At 66.1% G+C, this 23,353-nt stretch carries 25 protein-coding genes; 13 read left to right on the forward strand and 12 right to left on the reverse strand.

Features of this window, described 5'->3' with window-relative positions:
• From ACN4E0_RS10545 to ACN4E0_RS10555, 3 genes are all read left to right on the forward strand, one after another.
• A partial coding sequence (locus tag ACN4E0_RS10545) for a class II aldolase/adducin family protein (RefSeq protein WP_419567655.1) occupies nucleotides 1-355 on the forward strand: 355 nt, incomplete at its 5' end.
• A gap of 22 nt (nucleotides 356-377) precedes the next feature.
• Nucleotides 378-926, forward strand: a complete 549-nt coding sequence (locus ACN4E0_RS10550; protein ID WP_419567656.1) for a (2Fe-2S)-binding protein — start codon at nucleotides 378-380, stop codon at nucleotides 924-926.
• Nucleotides 927-1,033: 107 nt separating this feature from the next.
• Nucleotides 1,034-1,378, forward strand: coding sequence for an ArsC/Spx/MgsR family protein (locus ACN4E0_RS10555; protein ID WP_419567658.1), 345 nt, complete (start codon nucleotides 1,034-1,036; stop codon nucleotides 1,376-1,378).
• Nucleotides 1,379-1,517: 139 nt separating this feature from the next.
• Here the strand turns inward: ACN4E0_RS10555 and ACN4E0_RS10560 are convergent, their stop codons facing one another.
• Nucleotides 1,518-2,885 (reverse strand): MFS transporter, encoded by a 1,368-nt coding sequence (locus ACN4E0_RS10560; protein ID WP_419567659.1) that lies wholly within the window; start codon nucleotides 2,883-2,885, stop codon nucleotides 1,518-1,520.
• 137 nt (nucleotides 2,886-3,022) lie between these two features.
• Here ACN4E0_RS10560 and ACN4E0_RS10565 point away from each other — a divergent pair, with 137 nt between their 5' ends.
• Entirely contained in the window at nucleotides 3,023-3,616 is a 594-nt protein-coding gene (locus ACN4E0_RS10565; protein ID WP_419567798.1) for a class I SAM-dependent methyltransferase, read from the forward strand.
• On the opposite strand, the gene ACN4E0_RS10570 is transcribed toward ACN4E0_RS10565, so the two are convergent.
• Nucleotides 3,613-4,437 carry a glycerophosphoryl diester phosphodiesterase membrane domain-containing protein gene (locus tag ACN4E0_RS10570; RefSeq protein ID WP_419567660.1) on the reverse strand — a complete coding sequence of 275 codons (825 nt, stop codon included), beginning with the start codon at nucleotides 4,435-4,437 and terminating at the stop codon, nucleotides 3,613-3,615. The two genes, ACN4E0_RS10565 and ACN4E0_RS10570, sit on opposite strands and share 4 nt — an antisense overlap.
• Before the next feature lie 64 nt (nucleotides 4,438-4,501).
• On the opposite strand from ACN4E0_RS10570, the gene lipB reads away from it, so the two are divergent.
• Nucleotides 4,502-5,167, forward strand: a complete 666-nt coding sequence (lipB, locus tag ACN4E0_RS10575) for a lipoyl(octanoyl) transferase LipB (RefSeq protein ID WP_419567800.1) — start codon at nucleotides 4,502-4,504, stop codon at nucleotides 5,165-5,167.
• Nucleotides 5,164-5,481 carry a hypothetical protein gene (locus ACN4E0_RS10580; protein WP_419567661.1) on the forward strand — a complete coding sequence of 106 codons (318 nt, stop codon included), beginning with the start codon at nucleotides 5,164-5,166 and terminating at the stop codon, nucleotides 5,479-5,481. Before lipB ends, ACN4E0_RS10580 begins: the two co-directional genes overlap by 4 nt.
• Here ACN4E0_RS10580 and ACN4E0_RS10585 read toward each other — a convergent pair.
• A complete protein-coding gene (locus ACN4E0_RS10585) occupies nucleotides 5,478-6,353 on the reverse strand; it encodes an HpcH/HpaI aldolase/citrate lyase family protein (RefSeq protein ID WP_419567662.1) in 876 nt (291 codons plus the stop codon). The genes ACN4E0_RS10580 and ACN4E0_RS10585 overlap by 4 nt on opposite strands.
• A gap of 31 nt (nucleotides 6,354-6,384) precedes the next feature.
• The gene (locus ACN4E0_RS10590) at nucleotides 6,385-7,497 is read right to left on the reverse strand and encodes an alkene reductase (protein ID WP_419567663.1); all 1,113 of its coding nucleotides are present in this window, start codon (nucleotides 7,495-7,497) and stop codon (nucleotides 6,385-6,387) included.
• Nucleotides 7,498-7,551: 54 nt separating this feature from the next.
• Here ACN4E0_RS10590 and ACN4E0_RS10595 point away from each other — a divergent pair, with 54 nt between their 5' ends.
• A complete protein-coding gene (locus tag ACN4E0_RS10595) occupies nucleotides 7,552-8,460 on the forward strand; it encodes a DMT family transporter (RefSeq protein ID WP_419567665.1) in 909 nt (302 codons plus the stop codon).
• Between the two features lie 4 nt (nucleotides 8,461-8,464).
• On the opposite strand, the gene ACN4E0_RS10600 is transcribed toward ACN4E0_RS10595, so the two are convergent.
• The 6 genes from ACN4E0_RS10600 to ACN4E0_RS10625 form a co-directional block, all read right to left on the reverse strand.
• Nucleotides 8,465-9,781: a DUF2254 domain-containing protein gene (locus ACN4E0_RS10600; protein WP_419567667.1), complete on the reverse strand. Its 1,317-nt coding sequence runs from the start codon at nucleotides 9,779-9,781 to the stop codon at nucleotides 8,465-8,467.
• A gap of 59 nt (nucleotides 9,782-9,840) precedes the next feature.
• Entirely contained in the window at nucleotides 9,841-11,940 is a 2,100-nt protein-coding gene (locus ACN4E0_RS10605; protein WP_419567669.1) for a prolyl oligopeptidase family serine peptidase, read from the reverse strand.
• Between the two features lie 43 nt (nucleotides 11,941-11,983).
• Nucleotides 11,984-12,970, reverse strand: a complete 987-nt coding sequence (nadA, locus tag ACN4E0_RS10610) for a quinolinate synthase NadA (protein ID WP_419567670.1) — start codon at nucleotides 12,968-12,970, stop codon at nucleotides 11,984-11,986.
• An 89-nt stretch (nucleotides 12,971-13,059) separates the two neighbouring features.
• Entirely contained in the window at nucleotides 13,060-13,842 is a 783-nt protein-coding gene (locus tag ACN4E0_RS10615; RefSeq protein ID WP_419567672.1) for a hypothetical protein, read from the reverse strand.
• 84 nt (nucleotides 13,843-13,926) lie between these two features.
• The gene (locus tag ACN4E0_RS10620) at nucleotides 13,927-14,616 is read right to left on the reverse strand and encodes a DUF4230 domain-containing protein (protein WP_419567673.1); all 690 of its coding nucleotides are present in this window, start codon (nucleotides 14,614-14,616) and stop codon (nucleotides 13,927-13,929) included.
• On the reverse strand, nucleotides 14,601-15,473 hold the full coding sequence (locus tag ACN4E0_RS10625) for an MBL fold metallo-hydrolase (RefSeq protein WP_419567674.1): 873 nt from the start codon (nucleotides 15,471-15,473) through the stop codon (nucleotides 14,601-14,603). Before ACN4E0_RS10625 ends, ACN4E0_RS10620 begins: the two co-directional genes overlap by 16 nt.
• A gap of 62 nt (nucleotides 15,474-15,535) precedes the next feature.
• On the opposite strand from ACN4E0_RS10625, the gene ACN4E0_RS10630 reads away from it, so the two are divergent.
• Nucleotides 15,536-16,999 carry a glycerol kinase gene (locus tag ACN4E0_RS10630; protein WP_419567675.1) on the forward strand — a complete coding sequence of 488 codons (1,464 nt, stop codon included), beginning with the start codon at nucleotides 15,536-15,538 and terminating at the stop codon, nucleotides 16,997-16,999.
• Here the strand turns inward: ACN4E0_RS10630 and ACN4E0_RS10635 are convergent, their stop codons facing one another.
• A complete protein-coding gene (locus ACN4E0_RS10635) occupies nucleotides 17,000-17,455 on the reverse strand; it encodes a DUF1465 family protein (RefSeq protein ID WP_419567677.1) in 456 nt (151 codons plus the stop codon).
• Nucleotides 17,456-17,550: 95 nt separating this feature from the next.
• The gene (locus ACN4E0_RS10640) at nucleotides 17,551-17,760 is read right to left on the reverse strand and encodes a YdcH family protein (RefSeq protein WP_419567679.1); all 210 of its coding nucleotides are present in this window, start codon (nucleotides 17,758-17,760) and stop codon (nucleotides 17,551-17,553) included.
• 166 nt (nucleotides 17,761-17,926) lie between these two features.
• On the opposite strand from ACN4E0_RS10640, the gene ACN4E0_RS10645 reads away from it, so the two are divergent.
• The 5 genes from ACN4E0_RS10645 (at nucleotide 17,927) to tilS (ending at nucleotide 23,351) form a co-directional block, all read left to right on the forward strand.
• Entirely contained in the window at nucleotides 17,927-18,082 is a 156-nt protein-coding gene (locus ACN4E0_RS10645; protein WP_221603367.1) for a YdcH family protein, read from the forward strand.
• 71 nt (nucleotides 18,083-18,153) lie between these two features.
• Complete coding sequence (ptsP, locus tag ACN4E0_RS10650) at nucleotides 18,154-20,424, forward strand: phosphoenolpyruvate--protein phosphotransferase (protein WP_419567681.1); 2,271 nt, start codon at nucleotides 18,154-18,156, stop codon at nucleotides 20,422-20,424.
• A 141-nt stretch (nucleotides 20,425-20,565) separates the two neighbouring features.
• Nucleotides 20,566-21,396, forward strand: a complete 831-nt coding sequence (locus ACN4E0_RS10655) for a helix-turn-helix domain-containing protein (RefSeq protein ID WP_419567683.1) — start codon at nucleotides 20,566-20,568, stop codon at nucleotides 21,394-21,396.
• A gap of 109 nt (nucleotides 21,397-21,505) precedes the next feature.
• Complete coding sequence (locus ACN4E0_RS10660; protein ID WP_419567802.1) at nucleotides 21,506-22,411, forward strand: tetratricopeptide repeat protein; 906 nt, start codon at nucleotides 21,506-21,508, stop codon at nucleotides 22,409-22,411.
• A 70-nt stretch (nucleotides 22,412-22,481) separates the two neighbouring features.
• Nucleotides 22,482-23,351: a tRNA lysidine(34) synthetase TilS gene (gene tilS, locus ACN4E0_RS10665; RefSeq protein WP_419567685.1), complete on the forward strand. Its 870-nt coding sequence runs from the start codon at nucleotides 22,482-22,484 to the stop codon at nucleotides 23,349-23,351.
• Nucleotides 23,352-23,353 lie beyond the last annotated feature (2 nt).

A 23,353-nucleotide genomic window follows, 5' to 3' on the forward strand; every position in this document is an offset into this window, starting at 1 on the left:
CCAGGGCCAGATCGGCTATCACGATTTCGAAGGCGTAACCGTGCGTCCGGAAGAGGGCGAGCGGCTGGTCGAGAATCTCGGCGATCATTCGATCCTGATGCTGCGCAACCATGGCCCGGTGGTTATGGACAAGACCATCCCCGGCATGTTCGTGAAGATGTGGGCGCTCCAGCGCGCCTGCGAGATTCAGGTCGCGACGCTCAGCCAGGGCGAGGCGAACGTGATTTCGCAGGATGTCGTCGACGTCCACCAGCGCGATTTGTCGGTCATGGCTTCGCAGGGCGGCGCGGGTGTGTTCGACTTCGAGGCCTGGAAGCGCCGCGTGTCGAAGCTGGACGACAGCTGGAAATACTGACCGCTCGCGCTAGAAGCGCCCCATGACCAGCATGACCGTCAACGGGAAGCCCGTTCGCTTCCTGATGGACCCCGACACGCCGCTGCTGTGGGCGCTGCGCGACGCGGCCAATCTCACCGGGACCAAATACGGTTGCGGGGTCGGCGATTGCGGCGCCTGCATGGTCCATGTCGACGGCGAGGCGCTGCGCAGCTGCCTGATCACCATTGCCGAAGCCGAAGGTCGCTTCATTACCACGATCGAAGGGCTGAGCCGCGACCGCTCGCACCCGGTGCAGCAGGCAATGGTCGCCGAACAGGCGATCCAGTGCGGCTTTTGCACGCCGGGCATGGTCATGGCGGCGAGCGCGCTGCTGGCCAAGACCGCGACCCCGAGCGAGGCGGAGATCAAGGCGGCGATTCCCAATCTCTGCCGCTGCGGCGTCTATCCGCGGCTGGTCCGGGCGATAGAGCGGGCGGGGCGGGTGGCGCGGCGTGCGGAGACCATCAGCGCCGCGCCCGCTCCGGGTGTCAGCACCGCGGATGCCGCGCGCGAAGTCCCTGCGATAGGCGCCCCGCAGGCCGACGAGTAGCCACGGTGCCGTTGGAGCGGAGCTTGTCGCAGGAAAAAGCGCGAAGGCCGCTTTCGTCCGGCCGCTCTCTCGCCTAGGCCTCCCCACCTCAGGAGGAGATTCGACCGATGAAGGCGACCATCTGGCACAATCCGAAATGCGGCACGTCGCGCAAGACGCTCGCGATCCTCGAGAACCTGTCGAAGGTCGAGGTCGAAGTGATCGAATATCTCAAGGATCCGCCGAGCGCGGAGAAGCTGGCGCAGCTCTATCGCGACGCGGGGCTCACTCCCAACCAGGGCCTCCGCCTGCGCGGCACCGACGCCGAAGAGCGCGGCCTCCCCGATGCGTCGGCCGACGCCGTGCTGGCGGCGATGGCGGCCGATCCGATCCTGATCGAGCGGCCGCTGGTTGAGACCGACAAGGGCGTGCGCCTGTGCCGCCCGCAGGATACGGTGCTCGAAATTCTTTAGCTTGTCGCGTGCGGACCGGACCTCTGTCCGGCCCTTGCGGTCCCATCCCACACCCCCTCTCGGCCACCCACGGCACGGTATCTGATGGGTGGCCGGGAGGGGGCGTGGGGCGGAACAGCCGAGCCGTCAGGCGAGCAGACTAGCGCCGTTCGCGCGTAAGCTCGCTGTCGGGCTGCAGCGCGACCAAGCCATAGGCGAAGACGGCGAGGCACAGGCCGACGATGAGGCCGAATCCGACCCATTCGGAGTGATTGTAGGACCACACGCCGAGCGCGGGGGCGTAGATGTAGCTCGCCCCTGCGACCGAGGCGGTGATGCCCGAGGCCTGCCCCTGCTCCTCGCGTGTGACCGCGAGCGAGGTACCCGCCGTCGATCCCGGGCGGAAGAGCCCGAAGCCGAGCGAGGCGAGCGCGAAGGACAGCGCGATCAGGTGGAGATCCTGCGCCACCCCGAGCAGCACGGTGCCCGCTGCCGCGGTGGCGATACCGACCAGCGTGGCGGCGCGCGGGCCGAGATCGAAGCGCGGGATGATCCCCCACTGGGCGAGCAGGGTGGCCAGCGCGCCCGCCATCAGCACCAGCCCGATCGGGCCGGTCCCTTCCGCTGGGGTCGCTCGCAGGCCGAGCCGGTCGAGGACGAGGAACCCCGCTATGCCGAGTACCATGGCCTGGGCGTGCCCGCCCAGCAGGCCGCAGACGATCCACGGCCTCAGCCGCGGCTCGAACCAGCGCAGTTTGCGTGCGGAGGCCTGCGGCTCGACCTCCTGCGCCTCGCCGTCGCGGTCGGGATCGGGGTCGGCATTGGTGGCATTGGCGCCGCCGGCATAGGCCGCGGTGGTTCCGCGCGCCGGGAACTGCGGTTCGTCGTCGGGCAGCCGCAGCCGCAACAGCACCAGCGCGATCACGCCGATGGCCGAGAAGATCAGGAAGGGACCGGTCAGGCCGATCACCGGCAGCACCATCAGCGGGGCGAGGGCAGGGCCGATGACGGTTCCCAGGCCGAAGCTGGAGGCGATCAGCGAGAGCGCCTGTGTGCGCTGCGCGCGCGGCGTGCGGCTGGCGACATAGGCCTGCACCGCCGGCGGGGCCGCGCTGCCGAAGCCGCCATAGAGGCTGCGCGCGGCGGCGAAGGCGAGCAGGGCGGCGGTCGCGCCCAGAATGCCGTTGAGGCCCAGCCACAGCATCGCGCCGCACAAGGTGAAACTGACGATGAAGCCGACCAGGCCCAGCGCCATCATCGCCTTGCGGCCGCGCCGGTCGGAACGGTCGGCCCACAGCGGCGCGCAGATCACCCACAGCAGCGCCGACCAGCTGTAGGCCAGGCTGATCCACACATCGGCCACACCCAGTTCGGTGCCGATCGAGGGCATCACCGATTGCATGGCGGTGTTTCCCGCCGCCGTGGTCAGCATCACCGTGAAAAGCAACGCCATGCGCCCGCGCGGGATGGCGGAGGAGGCCGCCGGCGCGGGCCGGGCGAGCGTCGAGGCGGGATCGGTTTCGGCCATAGCTCGTCGGGTAAGCCGAGGTCGGGCCGCTTGCAATGGCGAAGACAGGCTGCCAGACCGCAGGTTTGTTGCCTGAGGTCGCAAGGAAGTCTCACTTGAATTCGGATCAAAGCGTTGGCGTAATCGAACGACCCGGCATGCGGCAGAAGGCCGCGCGCTTCTTCGGTCAGTGGGGCGTGTTCTTCCGCGGCTTTCTCGAACATCCGCGAATGGTCGGATCGATCATCCCCTCATCGCGCTTCACCATCGAGAAGATGCTGGCCCCGGTCGACTGGGGGCGGTGCGAGGTCTTCGTCGAATACGGCCCAGGCGTCGGCACCTTCTGCCAGCCGGTGCTCGACCGGTTGCGCCGCGACGGCACGCTGATCGTGATCGACACCAATCCGCTGTATATCGACTATCTCCGCAAGCACTTCCGTGACAGCCGCTTCCATGCAGTGCACGGGTCGGCGGCCGATGTGGTCGAAATCGTCAAGGCCCATGGCCACGATGGGGCGGACTACGTCCTCTCGGGCCTGCCCTTCTCGACGCTTCCCGACGGGGTCGGCCCGGCGATTGCCAAGGCAACCCACGATGTGATCCGTCCCGGTGGCGCCTTCCTCGTCTACCAGTTCTCGGCCAAGGCGCGCGACTTCATGGCCAAGCACTTCCGCCGCATCGACCGCGGTTTCGAATTGTGGAACGTGCTTCCCTGCCAGCTCTTCTGGGGCTGGAAGGACAGCGAGGCCTAGGCCTCGACCGCGCCGTCCGGCCCACGCGCCAGGCGGTTGAGCTGCGTGTGCACCGCCGCGAGTACGCAGACCACGATCACGATCATCGTCGCATTGACGAAGCCCGACATGACGGCTTCGCCGAGCAGCGCCGCCTGTTCGCCGAACAGCGCGAAGCCGAGGCCGAAGACCAGCGAGAGAACCGCCGACAGCACGATGAAGGCGATCAGCAACAGCAGGTAGAAGGCGAACAGCCGCACGCTGTTGCCGCGCGTCAGCGACCACGAGCGCCGGAGCGCCCTGATCGGGTTGAGTTCACCCTCGATCGCGATCACCGGTGCGGCGAGCGAGAGCTTGGTGACGATGTAGCAGATGACGACGAACGCGATCACCCCGCCGAGCGCCGCGAGCAGCTGCAGGCCGGTGACCGCGCCGAGCCCCACCAGCAGCATCGCCACGATCGCGATCAGCGCCGATTGCATCAATTGTGCGGCGATATAGCTAGGCACCGACCGCGCGCCGGTGGCCAGCGCCTCGCCCACGGTGGGATTGGCGCGCCGCCGGACCAGCGCCAGCATGGCCAGCAGGCCGGCGCCCTGGACCAAGGCGAGGATCAGGAACACCCACCAGTATCCCACGTAGAGTTCGGTCACCGCGGCCATCATGGTGTCGGGATTGCCGGTCGCTTGCGCCTTCTGCAGATCGGCCACTTCAGGCAGGGCGAGCGTGATCCCGGCATAGGGCAGGAAGAAGAACACGCCGGCGATTACTGCCAGCAGTCCGAAATTGCGCGACAGCAATCCGGTGGCGTCCTTCCACGCGGTGTCGAGATCGAATTTCATGCGGGGCTCTCTCCTTTGCCCCTTGATAAGCGCTTCGCCAGTCGCCACGCAATCGCGCATGTCCATGCCTTCACCCGAAACCATCGAATGGCGCACGGAGCCGGGGCAGATCGGCTATCGCGACGCGCTGGAAGCCATGACCGAGCGCAACCGTGCGATCGCCGAGGGGCAGGCAGCGGAAATGGTCTGGCTGCTCGAGCACCCACCGGTCTATACCGCCGGGACCAGCGCCGACGGGGCCGAGCTGCTCGACCCGCGCTTCGAGGTGGTCGAGGCGGGGCGCGGCGGGCGCTATACTTATCACGGGCCCGGCCAGCGGGTCGGCTACGTCATGCTCGATCTCAAGCAACGCGGCCGCGACGTGCGCTGCTTCGTCCACTCGGTCGAGGGCTGGGTCATCGCCACGCTGGCGGACATCGGGGTCGAAAGCTGGCGCAGCGAAGGGCGCATCGGCATCTGGACGCGCGATATCGATGGCCGTGAGGCCAAGATCGGCGCAATCGGCGTGCGCGTGCGGCGTTGGGTGACGATGCACGGCTTCTCGGTCAATCTGGCTCCCGATCTGTCGCATTTCACCGGTATAGTTCCCTGCGGGATCGAGGAATTCGGCGTCACCAGCCTCCAGCGGCTCGGAATCGACCTTGCGCCCGCGGCCTTCGATGAGGCATTGCGGGCGCGCTTCGGCGATTTCCTCGAAGCGCTCGAAGGAAAGGCCTGCGCGCTGCCATGACGTTTCGAACAGCTGCCTTGTTGGTCGCAGGCACGGCGCTGCTGTGGGCCTGCGGCGACGATACGCCCGCCGAAGAAACGCCGGCCGAGGCCGGGCGCAATGCCCAGGGCGAGGTGCTGGGGGGCACGATCAGCGACGACATGCTCCCGCTCGACCGACTGCGTTCGCAGGCGCCTTCCCTCCGCGAAGAGCCCGCGTCGCAATCTGGCACCCCGGCTGCGAGCGAGGCGGAGGCTGACAGCGCGGAAAGCGATGGCGAGGCCGCACCGGCGGAGGCGGCGGAGCCCGTCGCAGAGGCTCCCGCGGAGGATTAGTCCTCGCCGAGCAGGCGCTTGGCACGCAGCAGTTCGGTCGGGCCGACCCGGCGATCGCCTACCGTCACCATGCTTGCGCCCGGATTGGTGGCGAATGCCGAGACGACCTTCATGGCTTCGCTCGTCTCGCTTTCGATCGGAGCGAAGGCGGCGTTGATGCCCGCTACCTGCGAAGGGTGGATCGCGAACATGCCGGTGAAGCCGTCGGCCCTGGCTGTTTCGGCGATCCGTAATCCCGCGTCCTCGTCGCGGATTTCCCGAAACGGATATTCGATCGCCCCGAGCCCGCGGGCATGCGCGATGAGCAACAGCTGTCCGCGTACCTGAGCGAGCGGGTCGCTCCAGCGCCCCCCGGGGCCGCGCAGCCGGCGGGCGCCGATGGCATGGGCCAGCGCGACGGCATCCCACGTCAGCGCGCTGACTCGGGGGTGCAATTCGTCGACGAGGCGCCCCAGCGCCAAGGCGCAGGCCGGGGTCGAACCGAGCTGCGGGACGATGCGCGTGACATTGGCGGCGAGGCCCGCCCGATCCTCGATCTCGTAAAGGACCGAGGCCAGTTGGCGAATGTCCTCGGCCCCGCGGCAGTGCGACAGCACGATGCCATGCGGTGAGCCGTTCATCGCGGCTTCGAGGTCGTCGCGCCAATGCGGCGTATCGAGACCGGGGATCCGCGCCCAGCGTTCGAACCTGCGTTGCGCGAGCACCTGTTCGCGATGCGCGCGCAACCAGTCGGTCGCATCGGTCCTCGCGGTGGCCTGCCGGGCAGGCTGCAAGGGTCGGGAGAGATCGATGACGACGGCCTCGGCACCTGCCCCGGCCGCCGCATCGAGCGCCTTTCCATTATCCGCCGGGATCAGGATCCACGAGCGCACACTTGCCTCCAGTTTCTCGCCGCACGGCGAATCACCCGGCGGCAGTTTGCTTGACCTCGGTTACCATCGGGTAATCGATGTAACCCTCCGGTCCCGATCCATACCAACTATGCGGAACATTGACATTAGGGGCGATTGCCAAGCCCAGGCGGAAACGTGCGGGCAGGTCGGGATTGGAAATGAAATCGCGGCCCCAGCTGATCGCATCGGCCCGGCCAGCGTCGATATCCGCCACCGCGCCCTCGGGCGTATAGTCGCTGTTGAGCACAAGGGCGCCCGAATAGAGCTGGCGAATGAGCGGGCTCTGCTTGGGGACTTCGGTCGAGCCGAAAGTGCCGTCGGGGCCCGGCTCGCGCAGTTCGAGGAAGGCAAGGCCGAGGTCCTCGACGACGCGGGCGGCGGCGCCGAAGATCGCGGCCGGGTCGCTGTCGTCGCAGCCCTGCGTCTCGCCATTGGGGGAGAGGCGTACGCCGACGCGATCCGCGCCCCAGACGTCGATCAGGGCGGTCAGGACCTCGCGCAGGAAGCGCGTGCGGTTTTCGGGGTCACCGCCATATTCGTCGGTGCGCAGATTGGTGCTGTCGCGCAGAAACTGGTCGACCAGATAACCATTCGCGCCGTGCAGCTGGACCCCGTCGAAGCCGGCCTTCTTCGCGTTTTCGGCGGCGTGGCGGTAGTCCTCGACGATGCGCTTGATATCCTCGGTGGTCGCCTCGCGCGCCCGTTCGTAGTCCTTGCGGCCCTCGAACGTGTGCGCGTGGCCCGGGGCGGTCGTCGCGCTCGCCGAGACCGGCGGATTGCCGTCGAGGAACAGCGGATGGACGAGGCGGCCCATGTGCCACAGCTGGAGGACGATGAGGCCGCCTTCCTCGTGCACGGCGTCGGTCACCAGCTTCCAGCCTGCGACCTGCTCCTCGCTCCAGATGCCGGGTGCGGCAGGCCAGCCGAGGCCTTCGACGCTGATCCCGGTCGCTTCCGAGATGATCAGGCCGGCGCTCGCGCGCTGGCGGTAATAGGTTGCCATCATTTCGTTCGGGACCGAACCCGGCTGGGTCGAGCGACCGCGCGTGAGCGGGGCCATGAAGATGCGGTTCTTGGCCTCGAGGGCCCCCATTGTCAGCGGCTGGAACAGGCTATCGTGCATGCGGGACAAATCCTTTTTGCTGGCGCGACTTGGCCATTGAGCTAGGGGCGGGTCATGGACCGCGCAACCGCCACGCCGGACAAGAATGGCTTTCAGGTCGACGCGTGGCACTTTGCCGCGCTGATCGCCGGCAATGTCGCGCTTGCGCTGGGGCCATGGCTCGTGCGCCTTGCCGATACCGGCCCCGTCTCGGCTGCGTTCTGGCGATTGCTCCTGCCGTTGCCGCTGCTCGCACTGCTGGCATGGCGGGGACGATCGCCTGGTCCGCTCGACCGCAAGCTCGCGCTGCTGTGCATGCTCGCCGGTGCCTTTTTCGCCTTCGATCTGGCCAGCTGGCACATCGGTATCGAGCGTACTCGCCTCGCCAATGCCACACTGTTCGGCAATGCCGGCAGCGTGATCCTGATGGTCTGGGGGCTGATCGCAGCCCGCCGGGCACCGCTGGGTGCGGAAGCGGCCGGAGTGGCCGCTGCGCTTGCAGGTGCGGCCATCCTCCTGGGGCGCAGTCTGGAGATTTCGACCACGAGCTTCGTCGGCGACCTGTTCTGCCTGGCGGCGGGGATATTCTACGCCTTCTACCTGCTGCCGGCGCAGCGTGCGCGGGCGGTGCTGGGGCCATGGGCGGTGCTGATGCTGGTCAGCATAGCTGCCACGCCGCTGCTGTTCGGCATGGCGCTCGCGGCGGGCGAGCCGGTGTGGCCGGGTGCCGCCGGCTGGACGCCGGTGCTCGTCCTCGCGCTCAGCAGCCAGATCGTCGGGCAGGGCCTGCTGGTCTATTCGCTGCGGCACTTCCCGCCGCTGATCATCGGCATGGCGCTGCTTACTCAGCCTGCCATCGCGGCGCTGGTCGGCTGGCTCGTCTTTGGCGAGTTGCTCATGCCGCTCGACATCCTCGGAATGATGCTCGTCGGTACGGCGCTGGTCCTGGCGCGCGTTTCGGGCAAGGTCGGCCGGGTTCGCTGACGCGCTACCAGAAGGTCCGGTTGAACTCGGTCAGGTGGGCCTCGAAGCGCTCTAAATCGGGACCGACCAGAGTGAGGCGCGCTTGCTCGGCGAGCTTTTCGGCCTGCTCCTTGAGCAGCGCCTGCCGCTTCTCGTGACGTATCGGCATCGCCGCATTGGCCAGCGTATCGAGCATCACCTCCGATGCGATAGGCGAGGCGGCGACCGCGCTGCGCATGGCGCCGAAACCCCGGCTGACATAATGGTCGAAATCGTCGGGTAAGGGAATGACGGGGCAATCCTCCCCATCCTGCCCGCAAATCTCCTTGCGCAGATCGCGCCGTCCGATCTCGGCCGTCGCCGCGCCGAGCCAGTGGAGCGCGTTGATCGCGGTGAAGGGATCGTTGATTCCGGGGGACAGGGCGCGCAGGCCGATCTCCACCAGTTCGTCGATCAGGAACTGGGGATCCTGTTCGGGGGTGCGCGTCGAGCCAAGCGTGAAGCAGTCGCGTACGCGGTTCTCGATGTCCTCCGGGCTGGATCCCGCGACATCGATGAAGGGCATGTCGCGATGGACGAAGTCGCCTGTGCGCACGCGGAGCGAGAAAGTGCAGCCGCACTTGCGCGCGATCCGGGCGAGGTCGTCGAAATCGATCAGCTGCACATAGCCCGTATCCCATGCGGTGAGCGGCTTGCCCCCTTGGGATGGCAGCGCGTCGCGGAACTCGTCCTCGACCGGATAGGTCTCGCAGATCGCGTCGAGCAGGCGTTCGCCGATATCCTTGAGCACCTTGTTGATGCGGATGGACGAGGGGATGTGGTTGAGGAAAAAGACCAGCACCGCCACGCAGAGCCCCATCAGCGCATAGGCGACGAGCAGCGAGAGTTGCGGTGTGAAGCCAGGGAGCGCCGTGGCCGCCGCATCTGCCGCCGCTGCGGGGGTCTCGTCCTCGGCACGGACCGCGCGCAGCACGATCAGCGCATAGACGAAGCTGCCGATGAAGGTCGCCAGGCTCAGCTGGTTGCCGCGGTCCTCCATGAAATTGGTCAGCAGGCGCGGGCCGTAATTGCCGCTGGCATAGGCGACCGCGGCGATCGTGATCGAGAACACGGTCGAGGCGACCCCGATCATGCTGCCCGCCATGACGGTGAGCATGTTCGCCGCCCCCTGCGGGCGCGCGGGGACGATCCAGTCGACCTCGTTGAGGAACTCGGCAAATCCGGCGCGGTCGATCCAGACCATGACGAAGGCCAGGGCCCCTCCGATCACCGAAAAGAGTGCCGGATAGAACCAGTAGTTCGCGTTAAGCCGCGCCCAGAAAAAGCGTATGTCGGCGGTCAAGCGCCCATCCCCTGCCAGTGTCGGTCACGGGATGAACGCGTGAGCCGCATTTGGGTGCCTTAGTCCGCCCCGCTGCCGATCTCGCGATTGAGATAGGCGAGCAGCAGCGCCGCCCGCTTGGCATCTTCCACGTGATCGGCGCCGACCGAATGACCGCCCTCGCGGTATTCGTGGTAGTAGAACGTTTGGCCGTATGCCTCGTGCTTGGCCGCGGCCTTGCGTGCGTGCCCCGGATGCACGCGGTCGTCGAGCGTCGAGAGATAATAGAAGGCGGCGGGGACGCCGGGCTCGTCGCTCATGTTCTGATAGGGCGACCATTCCTTCATGAAGGCCCAGTCTTCGGGCACGTCGGGATTGCCGTATTCGGCCATCCACGAGGCGCCTGCCAGCAATTTATTGTAGCGCCGCATGTCGATCAGCGGGCTGCCCGAGATGATCGCGCCATAGAGGTCGGGGCGCTGGTTGGCGACCGCGCCGACCAGCACGCCGCCGTTCGACCGGCCGGAGGCCGCGATGCGACCGGGTTTGGCGAGGCGGTTGGCAACAAGATCGTCGGCCACGGCGTGGAAATCGTCGAAGCTGTTCTGGCGTTTCTCGCGCAGCGCGTCCTCGTGCCAGCGCGGGCCGTACTCGCCGCCGCCGCGGATGTTGGCGAGGACATAGGCGTTGCCGCTTTCGACCCAGAACAGCGCCAGCGGGCCGCTGCGGTAAGGTTCGGCGGTCAGGTATTTGGGGGTCTGCGCCGCGCGGAAGCCGCCATAGGCGTGGATCAGCGTGGGCAAGGGTCCTTCGGCGCCCTTCGGACGAACAAGGTAATAGGGGACCTTGGTGCCGTCCTTCGAGGTCGCGAATTTCTGTTCGACGGTGAACCTGCTCGCATCGAACTGCGCCGGTTCGCTGGCAACGGCGACCGGCGCACCTTCGCTCGGTACGGCGTAGAGCGTCGGCGGCGTAAGCATGCTCTCGACCGTGACGAAGGCGGTATCGCCCTTGCCGCTTGTCTCGGCGATCTGGATCGTGCTGTTGGCAGGCAGGTCCGTTTCGCGCGGCGTCCAGCCCGAACTTGCGGGCGACAGCTCGATCAGCTTGCCCGACACGTCGTCGAGCACCTTGACCCAGAGCTTGGTTTCCGATGCCGCGACCTGTTCGACCGCCTGCGTTTCGCTGGGGCGGAAGATGGTGAGGGGGGCGCTTTCGACACCGCGCAGCACATCGTCGAGCGACCAGGCAAGCAGGGCGCCGGGCTGTTCGGCACCGTCTGCGGTCTCGAGTTCGGAATTGAGCTTGGCGATGACGAACCCGCCGAGCACGGCCTCGAATTCGGCGTCCTCGGGAAGCGGCAGGGTCACCGTCGTCCCGTCTTCCTTCACCAAGGCGAATTCATTGGTCCAGAAGCTCGGGCTGCGATTGATGAAGCGCCAGCGCGTATCGCCGTCGAGGACCGAGAAGCCCGAAACGCTGATGTCGGCCTGTTCGCCCTCCGCGACCTGCCGTGCAGCGGAGAAGTCGGTCCCGCGCTGCCATAGCCTGACAAGGCGCGGATAGCCTGAATCGGTGAGCGATCCTTCGCCCTCGTCGGTGCCGACGAACAGCGTATCCGCGTCGAACCATGCGACGTTGGATTTCGCCTCGGGCAGGGTGAAGCCGCCGTCGACGAATTGGCCGCTAGTGACATCGAACTCGCGAACCACGTCGGCATCGGTGCCGCCCGCGCTGATCGAAACGAGGCAACGGGTATATTCCGGGGCGAGGCAATTCGCGCCGTGCCAGACCCAGCTCTTGCCCTCGTCGCGGCCGAGCTGGTCGACATCGATCAGCGTGCGCCACTCGGGCGTGCCCGCCATGTAGCTATCGAGGCTGGCGATGCGCCACAGGCCGCGCGGATTGTCCGCGTCGCGCCACAGGTTTGTAACCTGGTCGCCCATGATTGCATCGGGCATGGCAATCTGGCGCGTGTCGTCGAGGATCTGCTTCGCCCACGCCCTGGCCACCGGGTATTCCGGCTGGACCGTCAGCACAGCCTCGGTATCGGCATTCCACTGGTCGACCTTGGCCAGCGCCTTCTCGCCCTGGATCTCCTCGAGCCAGATATAGGGATCGTCGGCGTCGGTATCCTGCGCCGCGAGCGGGGCGGCGGTGAAGCAAAGCGCGGCGGCCATTGCCAGGCGTGCGACCATTGTGTTCTCTCCCTCAATCATTGTGTCAGACCCTCCCCAGATCGCCCTTGCCGATGGTGCCGCTGGCCATTTCGAGCATGCGGTCGAGGCTTTGCTGGGCTTTCAGGCGCAGGCCTTCCTCAATCTCGATGCGCGGCTCGAGATCGCGCAGGCAGGCGTACATCTTCTCCATCGTGTTCAGCGCCATATAGGGGCAGATGTTGCAACTACAGTTGCCGTCCGCGCCGGGGGCACCGATGAAAGTCTTTTCGGGCAGCGCCTTTTCCATCTGGTGGATGATGTGCGGTTCGGTCGCGACGATCAGCGTGTCGCCTTCGAAGGTCTGCGCGAACTGGAGGATGCCGCTGGTCGAGCCGACGTAGTCCGCATGGTCGACGATGGTCGGCGGACATTCCGGATGTGCGGCGACGGGCGCACCGGGGTGCTGCGCCTTGAGTTTGAGCAGCTCGGTCTCGCTGAAGGCCTCGTGGACGATGCAGACACCCGGCCACAGCAGCATTTCGCGACCGAACTTGCGGCTCATGTAGCCGCCCAGATGCCGGTCGGGGCCGAAGATGATCTTCTGGTCCTCGGGGATTTGGCTGATGATCGTCTCGGCGCTGGAACTGGTGACGATGACGTCGCTGAGCGCCTTCACCTCTGTCGAGCAGTTGATGTAGGTCAGCGCGATATGGTCGGGGTGCTTTTCGCGAAATGCCTTGAACTTGTCTGGCGGGCAGCTGTCCTCGAGGCTGCAGCCCGCGTCCATGTCGGGCAGCACGACGATCTTCTCGGGGCTGAGGATCTTGGCAGTGTCGGCCATGAACTTCACGCCGCAGAAGACGATCACGTCGGCGTCGGTTTCGGCCGCCTTGCGCGAGAGCTCGAGGCTGTCGCCGACGAAGTCGGCGATGTCCTGGATGTCGGCGGTCTGGTAGTAATGCGCGAGGATGATCGCGTTCTTCTCCTTGCGGAGGCGATCGATCTCGGCGAGCAAATCCTGTCCGGCAGGAAGCTTGGTTTCGGCAGTCATCGGTGATCCCGTTCTCTGGCGTTTGGGCGCTTATAGACAGAACGGGCCCGATGGCGAGTGCGTTCCGGACAAGTCCGGTTGTGCGGCGATCACATGGCAAAACCCGGTGGCAGGAAGGCCTGCATCGGACGCTCCGCCCCCGGCGTCCCGGCGATAACCCAATCGGTGAATGCGTAGCCGAGCGGCGAATAGGCGAGTGCCATGGAAGCGACGAACACCGCTGCATAGATGCCGAGGCCCCACCAATAGGCGGAGTGGACGCTCCCGGTGCGGCGCTTGTCGGCGATCATGCCGATAATAGGAAAGAGCATCGTGAGGGCGGTGGTGATGATCCAGGCGTAGGGTATCATGAAGGGCATGGGCAGAAGGCGGCCCAACCCAGGCCCGGTCAGGATCGCCATCGAGCACAGCATTAGCCGGCGATGCCAACCGTTGTAGCGCTGGCGCCGCAAGGCCCACCAGGCGAGCCCGCCGAAGCACACCAGCAGGGCGAGATTGCTGACGAGGAACTCGTTGACGTCGAAAAAGAACGGCCCGCCCGTACGCCGCGCGACCGTGACCATGATGACGCTTCCTGCCGCCACCATCAACGGCACCCACACATAGGCCAGCCTGCCGAGGCTGCGGTGGAGCGCCCATTGTCCGGCCGAAGCGGTGAGGTGCTGCGCGACATAGAGGCCGATCCAGCCCATGAAAATGAAGGCATGGACATGATAGGCGAGCGGCACGGCGAAGGTCGACCGGCCCATCGCGAGGTTCAGCGAAAAGCCTGCGACGATCGTCGTCGCCATGACCAGCGCCATGATCAGGAAAAAGCGCCGCTCCGCAGAATCGGCAACGGGGCGCGGGCCGCCCCCAGCAATGGTAGCCATGAGTTCCCTCCACAATGCGCGACCCGCATTGTCCGGTGTATTGCATGCCTAATACTGCGATCCGAAGACGGAGGAAAGTACCGTTTAGCGGTCTGGAATCGGCTCTCCGTCGAAACGCACCTCCACCTTGACGTCGCCATAGCCTGCAACCTGCATCGGGATCGCAAGGTTCTGGCGCACGGCTTCCTTGGCTGCCTCTCTCGCCAGCGCGAGGACTTCGGGATTTTTTGCGAACTCGGCTGCCTTGCGTTCCGCCTGACGCGAATTGTTGCGGGCCAGGTCGGCACTGGCATCGCGACTGACATAGGTGCCTTCGGTGAAGGTCTTCTGCGCCGCCTCGTCGAGATTTGGTCGCGAGATGCGCAGCGTGGGGAGCTCGACCGAGAGCGTTTCGGTTTCGGGATTCCATCCGAAGCGGTCGCGATCCATGCTCGACAGATCGAGCCGGTATTCGACGGTCGCCGGAATGATCGCGGCCTGGCGGCTTTCGAGCAGGTCGAGATTGAGCACGCCGCGCCGGTCGACGCTCTCGGCGACAACTTCGAAGCGCGAGGAGAAGACGGTCAGCGAGTTCTGCTTCTCGAAGGCGAGCATGGCGCTGCCGACCGGGTCGCCTTCCTCCTCGTAGAGGAAAGCCCGCCACCCGAGCCATGCGACGGCGGCGAGAAGGACGATCACGATCAGCCACGGCAATGCCTGCACGCGGGCGAGCGGCTGGTCGCGGTGCAGCTCGGGCTGGATCGTGGGTTCGCGCGTTTTCAGATCGTCTGCCATACATCGCCCGAACGGGCGACGAGGCCGCGGCGTTCCAGATCGATGAGATGCGCCGTGACCGACATTTCCGCCGCCTTGTGCAGTTTGGGGTCGAGACCCTTGTACATCTTCGGAACGAAATCCGCCGATGTATGCGGGCCTTCGCCGAGATGGCGGACGATCTGGCTTTCGCGCTGACGGCGGTGGCCGATCATTCCGCGGACAAGCTGGCGCGGCTTGTCCACTGCCTCTCCGTGCGCTGGATAATAGACGCGGTCCTCGCGCGCATAGAGCTTCTCCAAGCTCTGCATGTAGTCACCCATGTCGCCATCGGGCGGGATCACCACGCTGGTCGACCAGCCCATGATGTGATCGCCGGTGAACAGCGCCCCACTCTCTTCGAGAGCGAAGCACAGATGGTTGGATACGTGCCCGGGGGTCGCTACGGCGGTGAGCGTCCAGCCGGGGCCGGTCATCGCCTCGCCGGTTTCCATGACGCGGTCGGGTTCGTAGGTTCGGTCGAAGGCCGCGTCGGCGCGCGGGCCGCTGTCGTCGAGCACCAGCGGGGCGCAGCCTACGACTGGGGCTCCCGTGCGTGCAGCAAGCGTCTTCGCGGCGGGGGAATGGTCGCGGTGGGTATGTGTGCACATGATCGCACAGACATGTTCCTCCCCGATCGCGGCGTCGAGCGCCAGCAGGTGGGCCGGATCATCGGGGCCGGGGTCGATCACCGCGCAGCCATCGCCGAGGCCGACGATATAGGTCTGTGTGCCGGTATAGGTATAGGGCGAGGGGTTGGGAGCGAGCACGCGCCGCACCAGCGGTTCGAGCTGCATCGCCTGCCCGGTGGGCCAAGGTTTGGGAGGAGGTCCTGCCATGCCCTTGCATATGGGGACAAGGCTGCGCCATGTCACGTCCCGCCGTCTGCAAGGGAGAGAGCATGGCCGACCGTATCCTCGTCCTCGATGCCGGGACCACCTCGACCCGGGCGATGATCTTTGCACCCGACGGAACGCTGGAGGGCGTCGCCCAGGCCGAACTGACGCAGCATTATCCCAGGCCCGGCTGGGTCGAGCACGATGCCGGCGAAATTTGGGAGAAGATGCTTTCCTGCGCCCGCGAAGTCGTCGGCGATGTGCCGGATCGGATTGCCGCCATCGGTATTACCAACCAGCGCGAAACCGTCGTCGCGTGGGACCGCGATACGGGCGAACCTATCGCACGCGCGATCGTCTGGCAGGACCGTCGCACGGCCGAATTCTGCGCCGGCATGAAGGATTACGGTCACGAGCCGGAAGTTCAGCGGCGCACCGGCCTGCTGCTCGATCCCTATTTCTCGGGCACCAAGATGCGCTGGATGCTCGACCACGACGAAGCGGTTCGTGGTGCGGCCGAAAAGGGCACACTCGCCTTCGGTACGGTCGAGAGCTGGCTGGTCTACAAGCTCTCGGGCGGCGCGCATCTTACCGATGCGAGCAACGCCAGCCGCACGCTGCTGCTGGCGCTCGACGGGGCGCAGTTCGACGAGGATCTGGGCGAGCTCTTCGGCGTGCCCCGCGCCGCTCTGCCCGAGGTCGTCGACACGCATGGCCGGCTGGCCGAATGCCACACCGATTGTCTCGGCGCGGCCATCCCGATCTGCGGCCTTGCGGGTGACCAGCAATCGGCCACAATCGGGCAGGGCTGCCTGGCTTTCGGCGAGACCAAGGCGACCTATGGCACCGGCGCCTTCGTGCTCACCAACAAGGGGCAGGACATTCCACGTTCGGACAACCGCCTGCTGGGTACCGTGCTCTATCAAGAGGCAGGACAACGGACCTATGCGATCGAGGGCGCCTGCTTCGTCGCCGGCAGCCTGGTCCAGTATCTCCGCGACCAACTCGGCCTGATCGGAAGTGCGGCGGAGACCGAGGCGCTGGCGCGCTCGATCGAGGATAGCGGCGAGGTCGTGATCGTTCCAGCGCTCGCGGGCCTGGGCGCACCCCATTGGGCGCCCGGTGCGCGCGGGGTCATTTCCGGCCTCAGTTTCGCCAGTGGCAGGGCGCAGATCGCGCGCGCCGCGCTCGAGGCAATGGCGCACCAGACACACGATCTCGCAAGCGCCTTCGCCGCGGATGGTGCGCCGTGGTCGCGGCTGCGGATCGATGGCGGCATGAGCGCCAACGACTGGATGGCGCAGGACCTCGCGGATATGCTCGACATCGAAGTGGAACGACCGGACTTCGTCGAGACCACCGCGCTCGGGGCGGCCATGCTCGCAGCCGTGGGATGTGGGATGCACGCAGGCCTCGAAGCCGCCGCCAAGGCCATGCGCGGCGGGGCGCGGTGCTTTGCTCCGCAGATGGAAGAAGAGGTTCGAGAAGCGCGGTTGGCGCGCTACGCCAAGGCACTCGCCGCGGCCTGATCAGCCGAGAGCAAAGGCCTGGGCAAGGCGTCCGTGGAGCGCGGCGACTGGCGGAGCCGCGATCCGATCGATCCGCCAGTCGCGATCGAGCCGGGCCACGCGTGCATGGAGCCGCTCGCTATCCTCGATCAGGGCGCAGGTCGCGGGTTCGAGCCGCGCGAGATTGTCCGCGTCGCTCGCGCGTTCCTCGGGCAGGGCGCCACAACGCGCGATCTGCTGCTCGGACAGTTCGCCGGCGAGATAGGCGCGCTGGTTGAGCAGCCAGGCCAGAACATGCATCAGCCGCGTCGTCGTACGCAGGCCTTCGATGGAGAGGGCGACGCGGGTCAGATCGTCCGGGTTTTCGCTCCGCTCGGTGAACCGCAGGTCGAAGGCAGCGCGCGCATCGTCGGCGAGGACGAGCGCTTCGGCATAAAGGTCTTCGATGATTTCTTCGTTGAGATCGCGAGCAGGCATGGAGAATTTCCTACGCATCGCCGCGACCCGCGGCCAGAAGATTAACCACGCCCGTCCCGTCGTGAAACGCCGGGCAGGGGGGACATGAGCGCGCTTCAGGCGATGATATCGGGGAGCAGCAGATCCTCGATCGCCGCGATGCGATCCCTCAGCGCCAGCTTGCGCTTCTTCAGCCGGGCCATCTGCAACTGGTCGACGAAGCCGCGTTCCGCGCCGGCATCGCCCAGTGCCGCGATCGCCACATCGAGATCGCGGTGCTCGCTGCGCAGCAGTGCCAGTCTCTTGCGCAATTCCTGTTCGTTCACGCCGCCAATTCCAGATTGTCGCCCGTCGCGACCGACCTGCCGCATGCCCCCAACTCGGCGCTTTGTAAATTATCAATCCTGTGGTTTGATACTTGGTCTGCGGCTCGTTCCGCGCTTGCGCACGAGTCGCTCCTGAGGTCGTACAACCGTAAAGGAGACTACTCCGATGCAATCATCCCATGTCGATGCGCTCAAAGCCAAGCATGCCGGTCTCGAAGCCCGCCTGCACCAGGAACAGACGAGGCCGGCGCCCGACATCGCGATGATCCAGCAGATCAAAAAGCAGAAGCTCCGGATCAAGGAAGAGCTCGCTTCCTGCTGATTGCGGAAACTGCGGAGCGGGGCCCCGCGTCCCGCTTCCGCATTTCGACTTATTTGCTATAGGCTTCGGCCATGTCAGCCGCAGCCTCCGCCCGCCAGATCCTCACCCGCCTGCACGAGGTCATGGCCGGGCGCACCCATGCCCAGCACAAACTCGACCGCGTGGTCGAGATCATCGCCGAAAGCCTGACGAGCGAAGTCTGTTCGATCTACCTGCTGCGCGAGGGCGCGCTCGAACTTTATGCGACCCGCGGCCTCAATCCCGAAGCGGTTCACGTCACCCGGCTGGCCGTGGGCGAGGGCCTGACGGGGACCATCGCCAACAACATCGAGACACTGAACCTCGCCGAGGCCAAGGCGCATCCCGATTTCGCCTATCGCCCGGAAACGGGTGAGGAGAAGTTCCACTCCTTTGCCGGCGTGCCGATCGTCTATCGCGAACGCGCGGTGGGCGTGCTGTGCGTCCAGCACGTCGAGCCGCGGCGCTACGAGGATGTCGAGATCGAGGCGCTGCAGACCACCGCCATGGTGTTGTCCGAGCTGATCGCGCACAAGGAACTGGTCGATGGCGAAGAGGCGATCGATCTCGACATTGCGCATATCGAGAACGACGTGCTCGAAGGCCTGACCCTGGTGAAAGGCCTCGCGGCCGGACAAGCGGTGTTCCACCAGCCGCGGATCGAGATCGACCAGGTCGTGGCCGAGGATATCGAGGCCGAGCGCCAGCGCGTCTACCGCGCTTTCGACAAGATGCGCGACCAGATCGACGCGATGGCCAAGGAGCCCGAATTCGGGAAGGGTGGGGAACATGTCGAGGTCCTCGAGACCTACAAGATGTTCGCCTATGACGAAGGTTGGAGCCGCCGGATCAACGAGGCGATCGACAGCGGACTGACCGCCGAGGCGGCGATCGAGCGCGTCCAGCAGCGTACGCGCATGCGCATGCGCGAGATCGACGATCCGCTGTTGGCCGACCGGATGCACGATCTCGAGGACCTGTCGAACCGCCTTTTGCGGATCGTCTCGGGCCAGCTGGGTACGGCGGCGACCCAGGGGCTCAGGCGCGACACGATCCTCTTCGCGCGCAATCTCGGGCCTGCCGAACTGCTCGAATACGATCGCCGACGCTTGAAGGGGGTGGTGCTCGAGGAGGGCTCGCTCACCGCGCATGTCGTGATCGTCGCACGTGCGATGGGCGTGCCGGTTCTCGGCCGGGTTACCGGCATCCGGACCCGCGTGGCCGAAGGCGACGAGGTCATCCTCGATGCCGACAAGGGTACGGTCACCCTGCGACCCAACCAGCAGGTGCTCGATGCCTTCGAGACGCGCTTCGCTCGTACGCGCGAGAAGCAGGCGGCCTATGCCGAATTGCGCGACGTCGAGCCCTTCACCCGCGACGGCACCCGCATTACGGTGATGATGAATGCCGGTTTGCGCGACGACATCAGCGCGCTGGCGATGAGCGGCGCCGACGGGGTCGGACTGTTTCGCACCGAATTCCAGTTCCTCGTCTCGTCCACCCTGCCGCAGCGCGACCGGCAGATGCGCCTGTATCGCGATGTTCTCGATGCCGCGGGTGACAAGCCGGTGGTGTTCCGCACGGTCGATATCGGTGGCGACAAGGCGGTGCCCTATCTCGACAATCCCGTTGCCGAGCGTGACGAAAATCCGGCAATGGGCTGGCGCGCCCTGCGGCTTTCGCTCGAACGCGAGGGCTTGCTCAAGGCGCAGGCACGGGCATTGCTCGAAGCGGCAGCGGGGCGAACCCTGTCGGTGATGTTCCCGATGGTGAGCGAGCCCTGGGAATTTGACGCGGGCAGGCAGGTGTTCGAGGATCAGCTCGCCTTCCTGCGCGAACGGCGCAAGCTGCTCCCGGAGACGATCGAGTATGGCTGCATGCTCGAAGTGCCCGCGCTCGCCGAGGTGCTTGATGTGCTGGCGCCGAAACTGTCCTTCATCTCGGTCGGCACCAACGATCTGACGCAGTTCCTCTTTGCCGCCGATCGCGCCAACCCCAAGCTGGCCGAGCGCTATGACTGGCTAAGCCCGGCGATCCTGCGCTTTCTGGCGCGGGTGTCGCAAACGCTGGTCGGCTACAATGTTCGGCTCGGCGTATGCGGAGAGATGGGCGGGCGGCGGCTCGAGGCGCTGGCGCTGCTCGGTATCGGTTATCGCCGCCTGTCGATCACGCCTGCGGCGGTCGGACCGATCAAGGAACTGGTCCGCAAGGTGGATCTCGTCGAACTGACCGAGCAGATGTCGCGCTGGCTGGCGGCGCCTCCACCCGACATGCGCAGTGCGTTGCAGGATTGGGCGGGTAAGCACGATATCGACCTTGACTGATTTCGTCGCGAAACCGCCTCTTCTCGTCGGTAGTGTGACGCTGTGCTATTATGGATGCTTGACAGGCGTGCCGCGGGTTCGCTTTTCCTGCGTCAAGACCAAAGGCGGGAAAACCGCAGGATCGCATTATTCGGGGACCGCATGAGCGACGAAGAATCCATTGAACAAGAGCCGGCAGTCGAAGCCGGCGGTGTTGGCGCGCGGCTGAAGCGTGCGCGCGAAGCAGCGGGGCTGGAACTGGCGCAGGTTGCCGCCGAGACTCGGATCCCGCAGCGACATCTCCTGACGATTGAAAATGGCGCACTCGCCGACCTTCCGGCACGTACCTATGCCGTGGGCTTTTCGCGCACCTATGCCCGCCTGGTCGGGCTCGACGAGCGCGAGATCGTCGACCAGGTTCGCATCGAACTTGCCGAAGGCGACGATCGCGGCGCGGCACCGACCCGGTTCGAACCGGGTGACCCGGCCCGTGTCCCGGGTCGCGGCCTCGTCTGGTTCGCGCTGTTCGCGGCCGTTCTGCTCGTCGGCGGTATCTACGCCTTCTACCGCAGCTATTTCGCGCCGGGCCTGGGGCCGGCGCCCCTGCAGGATCCCGCAGCTCAGGTCGCGGAGCGACCGCAGCCGCCGCGCGCTGCAGCAAGCCAGGCCGCAGCACCCGCCGCCTCAGGGCCGGTGGTCTTCACCAGCGAAATGGACGGTACATGGGTCAAGTTCTACGATGCCGCGGGAGAGCGCCTGTACGAAGCGCAAATGAACAAGGGTGACAGCTATACCATTCCGGCCGATGCCGAAGGGCCACAGGTCTGGACGGGCCGGCCCTATGCTCTGGCGATAACCGTCGGCGGGCGGCCGGTCCCCAAGCTCTCGGAGGACGACGAGGTGATCAAGGATATGCCGGTCACCGCCGCAGCCTTGCTCGCACGAGACAGGAGGCCGACCGCGCCGGACGAAGCGGCCGCCAACGAGGGCTGACCCCTCCGCCCCTCCCGAAAGGGGATAAGCCCGTTTCATGACCTCGACAGATTCGCGGGGCTAGGGCACTTTCGCAACCTACGGATATCCTACCAGGAGCCTACCGATGATGTTCGGATCGTTCGCCCGCAACCTGTCCATGATGGGAGCCGGCGTCGCTCTCTTGGCCAGCGCAACGCCGGCCTTGCCGCAGGACGGCAATGACGAAGCGCGCCTGCGCCGCCTCGAAGCCGAGGTCCACGCGCTGCAGCGCAAGGTTTTCCCGGGCGGCGACGGGCGCTTTTTCGAACCCGAGATCAGCGCCCAGCCGACGGTGCGCTCGACCGTCGCGAACCCCTCGACAAGCGCGGTAACCGACATCCTCGCGCGGCTCGATGCGCTCGAGGCGCAGTTGCAGCGCCAGACAGCGCTCAATGAAGAGAACGGCAACACCATCCGCATGCTGTCCCAGCGGATCGAGGCGCTCGAAGGAGCGAAGAGTACCAGCGCGGTGGTCGAAGCCGCGCCGAAATCCGCGTCGGAGACGAGTACCGGGGCCTCGCGCTCGGTAGCGACAGCAAGGGCTGCCGGCCCGACTGCCGAACGCCTTGCGGCGGTGCAGGCGATCGCCAAGCCGCAGACCGACGATCCGGCCGACGACGAATATTCCTACGGTTTCCGCCTGTGGGATGCCGGCTTCTATCCCGAGGCGCAGCAGCAGCTCACGCTGTTCGTCGAGAAGAACCCGAAGCACTGGCGCGCGACCTATGGACGCAACCTGCTCGGCCGCGCCTATCTCGACGATGGCAAGGCCAAGGAAGCGGCGCCCTGGTTCCTGAAGAATTATCAGGAAGACAAAGCCGGTGCACGCGCCGGAGACAGCCTGTTTTACCTGGCCAAGACGATGATCGCGCTGGAGGACACGCGCCGCGCCTGCATAGCGCTGGCCGAATTTTCCGAAACCTATCCCGCACTGGCGACGGGGCGGCTCCAGAGCGAGTACGATGCCGTGCGTGGCAAGGTGAAGTGCGATTGACGCTTTCGTAGACGAAGCGATCCTTGCGCGGTTCGAAGCCGGCTTCCGCGCGCACAGACCTATCGGCAAATTGGGCCTCGCCGTCTCGGGTGGGTCGGACAGCATGGCGCTTCTGGCTCTGGCCCAAGACCTGATGAACGACCGGATCGAGGTTGCCACGGTCGATCATGGCCTGCGGCCCGAAGCTTCCGAGGAATGCGCGCTGGTCGAGCGCGTGTGCCGCGCGCGCGGCATTCCGTGCCGTATCCTCGAGGTGCATGTGGCGGAAGGCAATGTACAGGATCGCGCCCGTGCAGCACGCTATGCCGCGTTCGGCGCATGGGCAGCGGAGCGGAAACTGGCCGCCATCGCCACCGCGCACCACGCCGACGATCAGGCGGAGACGCTGCTGATGCGCCTGAACCGCGGAAGTGGTCTGTCAGGCCTCGCCGGAATTCGCTCCTGTACGGTCATGGAAGGATGTCCGGTACCGATCATGCGGCCGTTGCTCGATTTCCGAAAGAGCGAGCTGCTGCAAATCGTTCAGGACCTGGGCCTGCCTTTCGTCGAGGATCCGAGTAATCGCGATGCGAGCTTCGATCGGGTCAGGATCCGCCGCGAACTGGAACGGGCCGACTGGATCGACCCGCGGGCGTTGGCCCAATCGGCCGCGCATCTCGAGGAGGCGGAACGCACCTTGCAGTCGGTCGCCGACCGGCTGTGGGATTCGAAGGCCTCGGTCGGCGAGGCGCGCGTCGCCATGCCGGTGACTGCTTGGCACGATATTTCGGCAAGACTTGTCACCCGCGCGATCGAAACGCTGGGCGGCAACGTGTCGCGCGGTGAGGTCATCTCATTTCTCAAGACCTTCGGCAAACGCGGGAATATAGCCGGTGTGCTGATCGAGCAGATGGAGGACTTCTACGTCTGTACGCCCGAACCACCGCGTCGCGGCGGCTGAGG

Source organism: Qipengyuania sp. (genome assembly GCF_048550555.1).
GTDB lineage: Bacteria > Pseudomonadota > Alphaproteobacteria > Sphingomonadales > Sphingomonadaceae > Qipengyuania.

Coding starts and splice junctions, on each gene's coding strand:
- ACN4E0_RS10550 (WP_419567656.1), top strand. CDS start 378: ATGACCAGCATGACCGTCAACGGGAAGCCCGTTCGCTTCCTGATGGAC.
- ACN4E0_RS10555 (WP_419567658.1), top strand. CDS start 1,034: ATGAAGGCGACCATCTGGCACAATCCGAAATGCGGCACGTCGCGCAAG.
- ACN4E0_RS10560 (WP_419567659.1), bottom strand. CDS start 2,885: ATGGCCGAAACCGATCCCGCCTCGACGCTCGCCCGGCCCGCGCCGGCG.
- ACN4E0_RS10565 (WP_419567798.1), top strand. CDS start 3,023: ATGCGGCAGAAGGCCGCGCGCTTCTTCGGTCAGTGGGGCGTGTTCTTC.
- ACN4E0_RS10570 (WP_419567660.1), bottom strand. CDS start 4,437: ATGAAATTCGATCTCGACACCGCGTGGAAGGACGCCACCGGATTGCTG.
- lipB (WP_419567800.1), top strand. CDS start 4,502: ATGCCTTCACCCGAAACCATCGAATGGCGCACGGAGCCGGGGCAGATC.
- ACN4E0_RS10580 (WP_419567661.1), top strand. CDS start 5,164: ATGACGTTTCGAACAGCTGCCTTGTTGGTCGCAGGCACGGCGCTGCTG.
- ACN4E0_RS10590 (WP_419567663.1), bottom strand. CDS start 7,497: ATGCACGATAGCCTGTTCCAGCCGCTGACAATGGGGGCCCTCGAGGCC.
- ACN4E0_RS10595 (WP_419567665.1), top strand. CDS start 7,552: ATGGACCGCGCAACCGCCACGCCGGACAAGAATGGCTTTCAGGTCGAC.
- ACN4E0_RS10605 (WP_419567669.1), bottom strand. CDS start 11,940: ATGGCCGCCGCGCTTTGCTTCACCGCCGCCCCGCTCGCGGCGCAGGAT.
- nadA (WP_419567670.1), bottom strand. CDS start 12,970: ATGACTGCCGAAACCAAGCTTCCTGCCGGACAGGATTTGCTCGCCGAG.
- ACN4E0_RS10615 (WP_419567672.1), bottom strand. CDS start 13,842: ATGGCTACCATTGCTGGGGGCGGCCCGCGCCCCGTTGCCGATTCTGCG.
- ACN4E0_RS10620 (WP_419567673.1), bottom strand. CDS start 14,616: ATGGCAGACGATCTGAAAACGCGCGAACCCACGATCCAGCCCGAGCTG.
- ACN4E0_RS10625 (WP_419567674.1), bottom strand. CDS start 15,473: ATGGCAGGACCTCCTCCCAAACCTTGGCCCACCGGGCAGGCGATGCAG.
- ACN4E0_RS10630 (WP_419567675.1), top strand. CDS start 15,536: ATGGCCGACCGTATCCTCGTCCTCGATGCCGGGACCACCTCGACCCGG.
- ACN4E0_RS10635 (WP_419567677.1), bottom strand. CDS start 17,455: ATGCCTGCTCGCGATCTCAACGAAGAAATCATCGAAGACCTTTATGCC.
- ACN4E0_RS10645 (WP_221603367.1), top strand. CDS start 17,927: ATGCAATCATCCCATGTCGATGCGCTCAAAGCCAAGCATGCCGGTCTC.
- ptsP (WP_419567681.1), top strand. CDS start 18,154: ATGTCAGCCGCAGCCTCCGCCCGCCAGATCCTCACCCGCCTGCACGAG.
- ACN4E0_RS10655 (WP_419567683.1), top strand. CDS start 20,566: ATGAGCGACGAAGAATCCATTGAACAAGAGCCGGCAGTCGAAGCCGGC.
- ACN4E0_RS10660 (WP_419567802.1), top strand. CDS start 21,506: ATGTTCGGATCGTTCGCCCGCAACCTGTCCATGATGGGAGCCGGCGTC.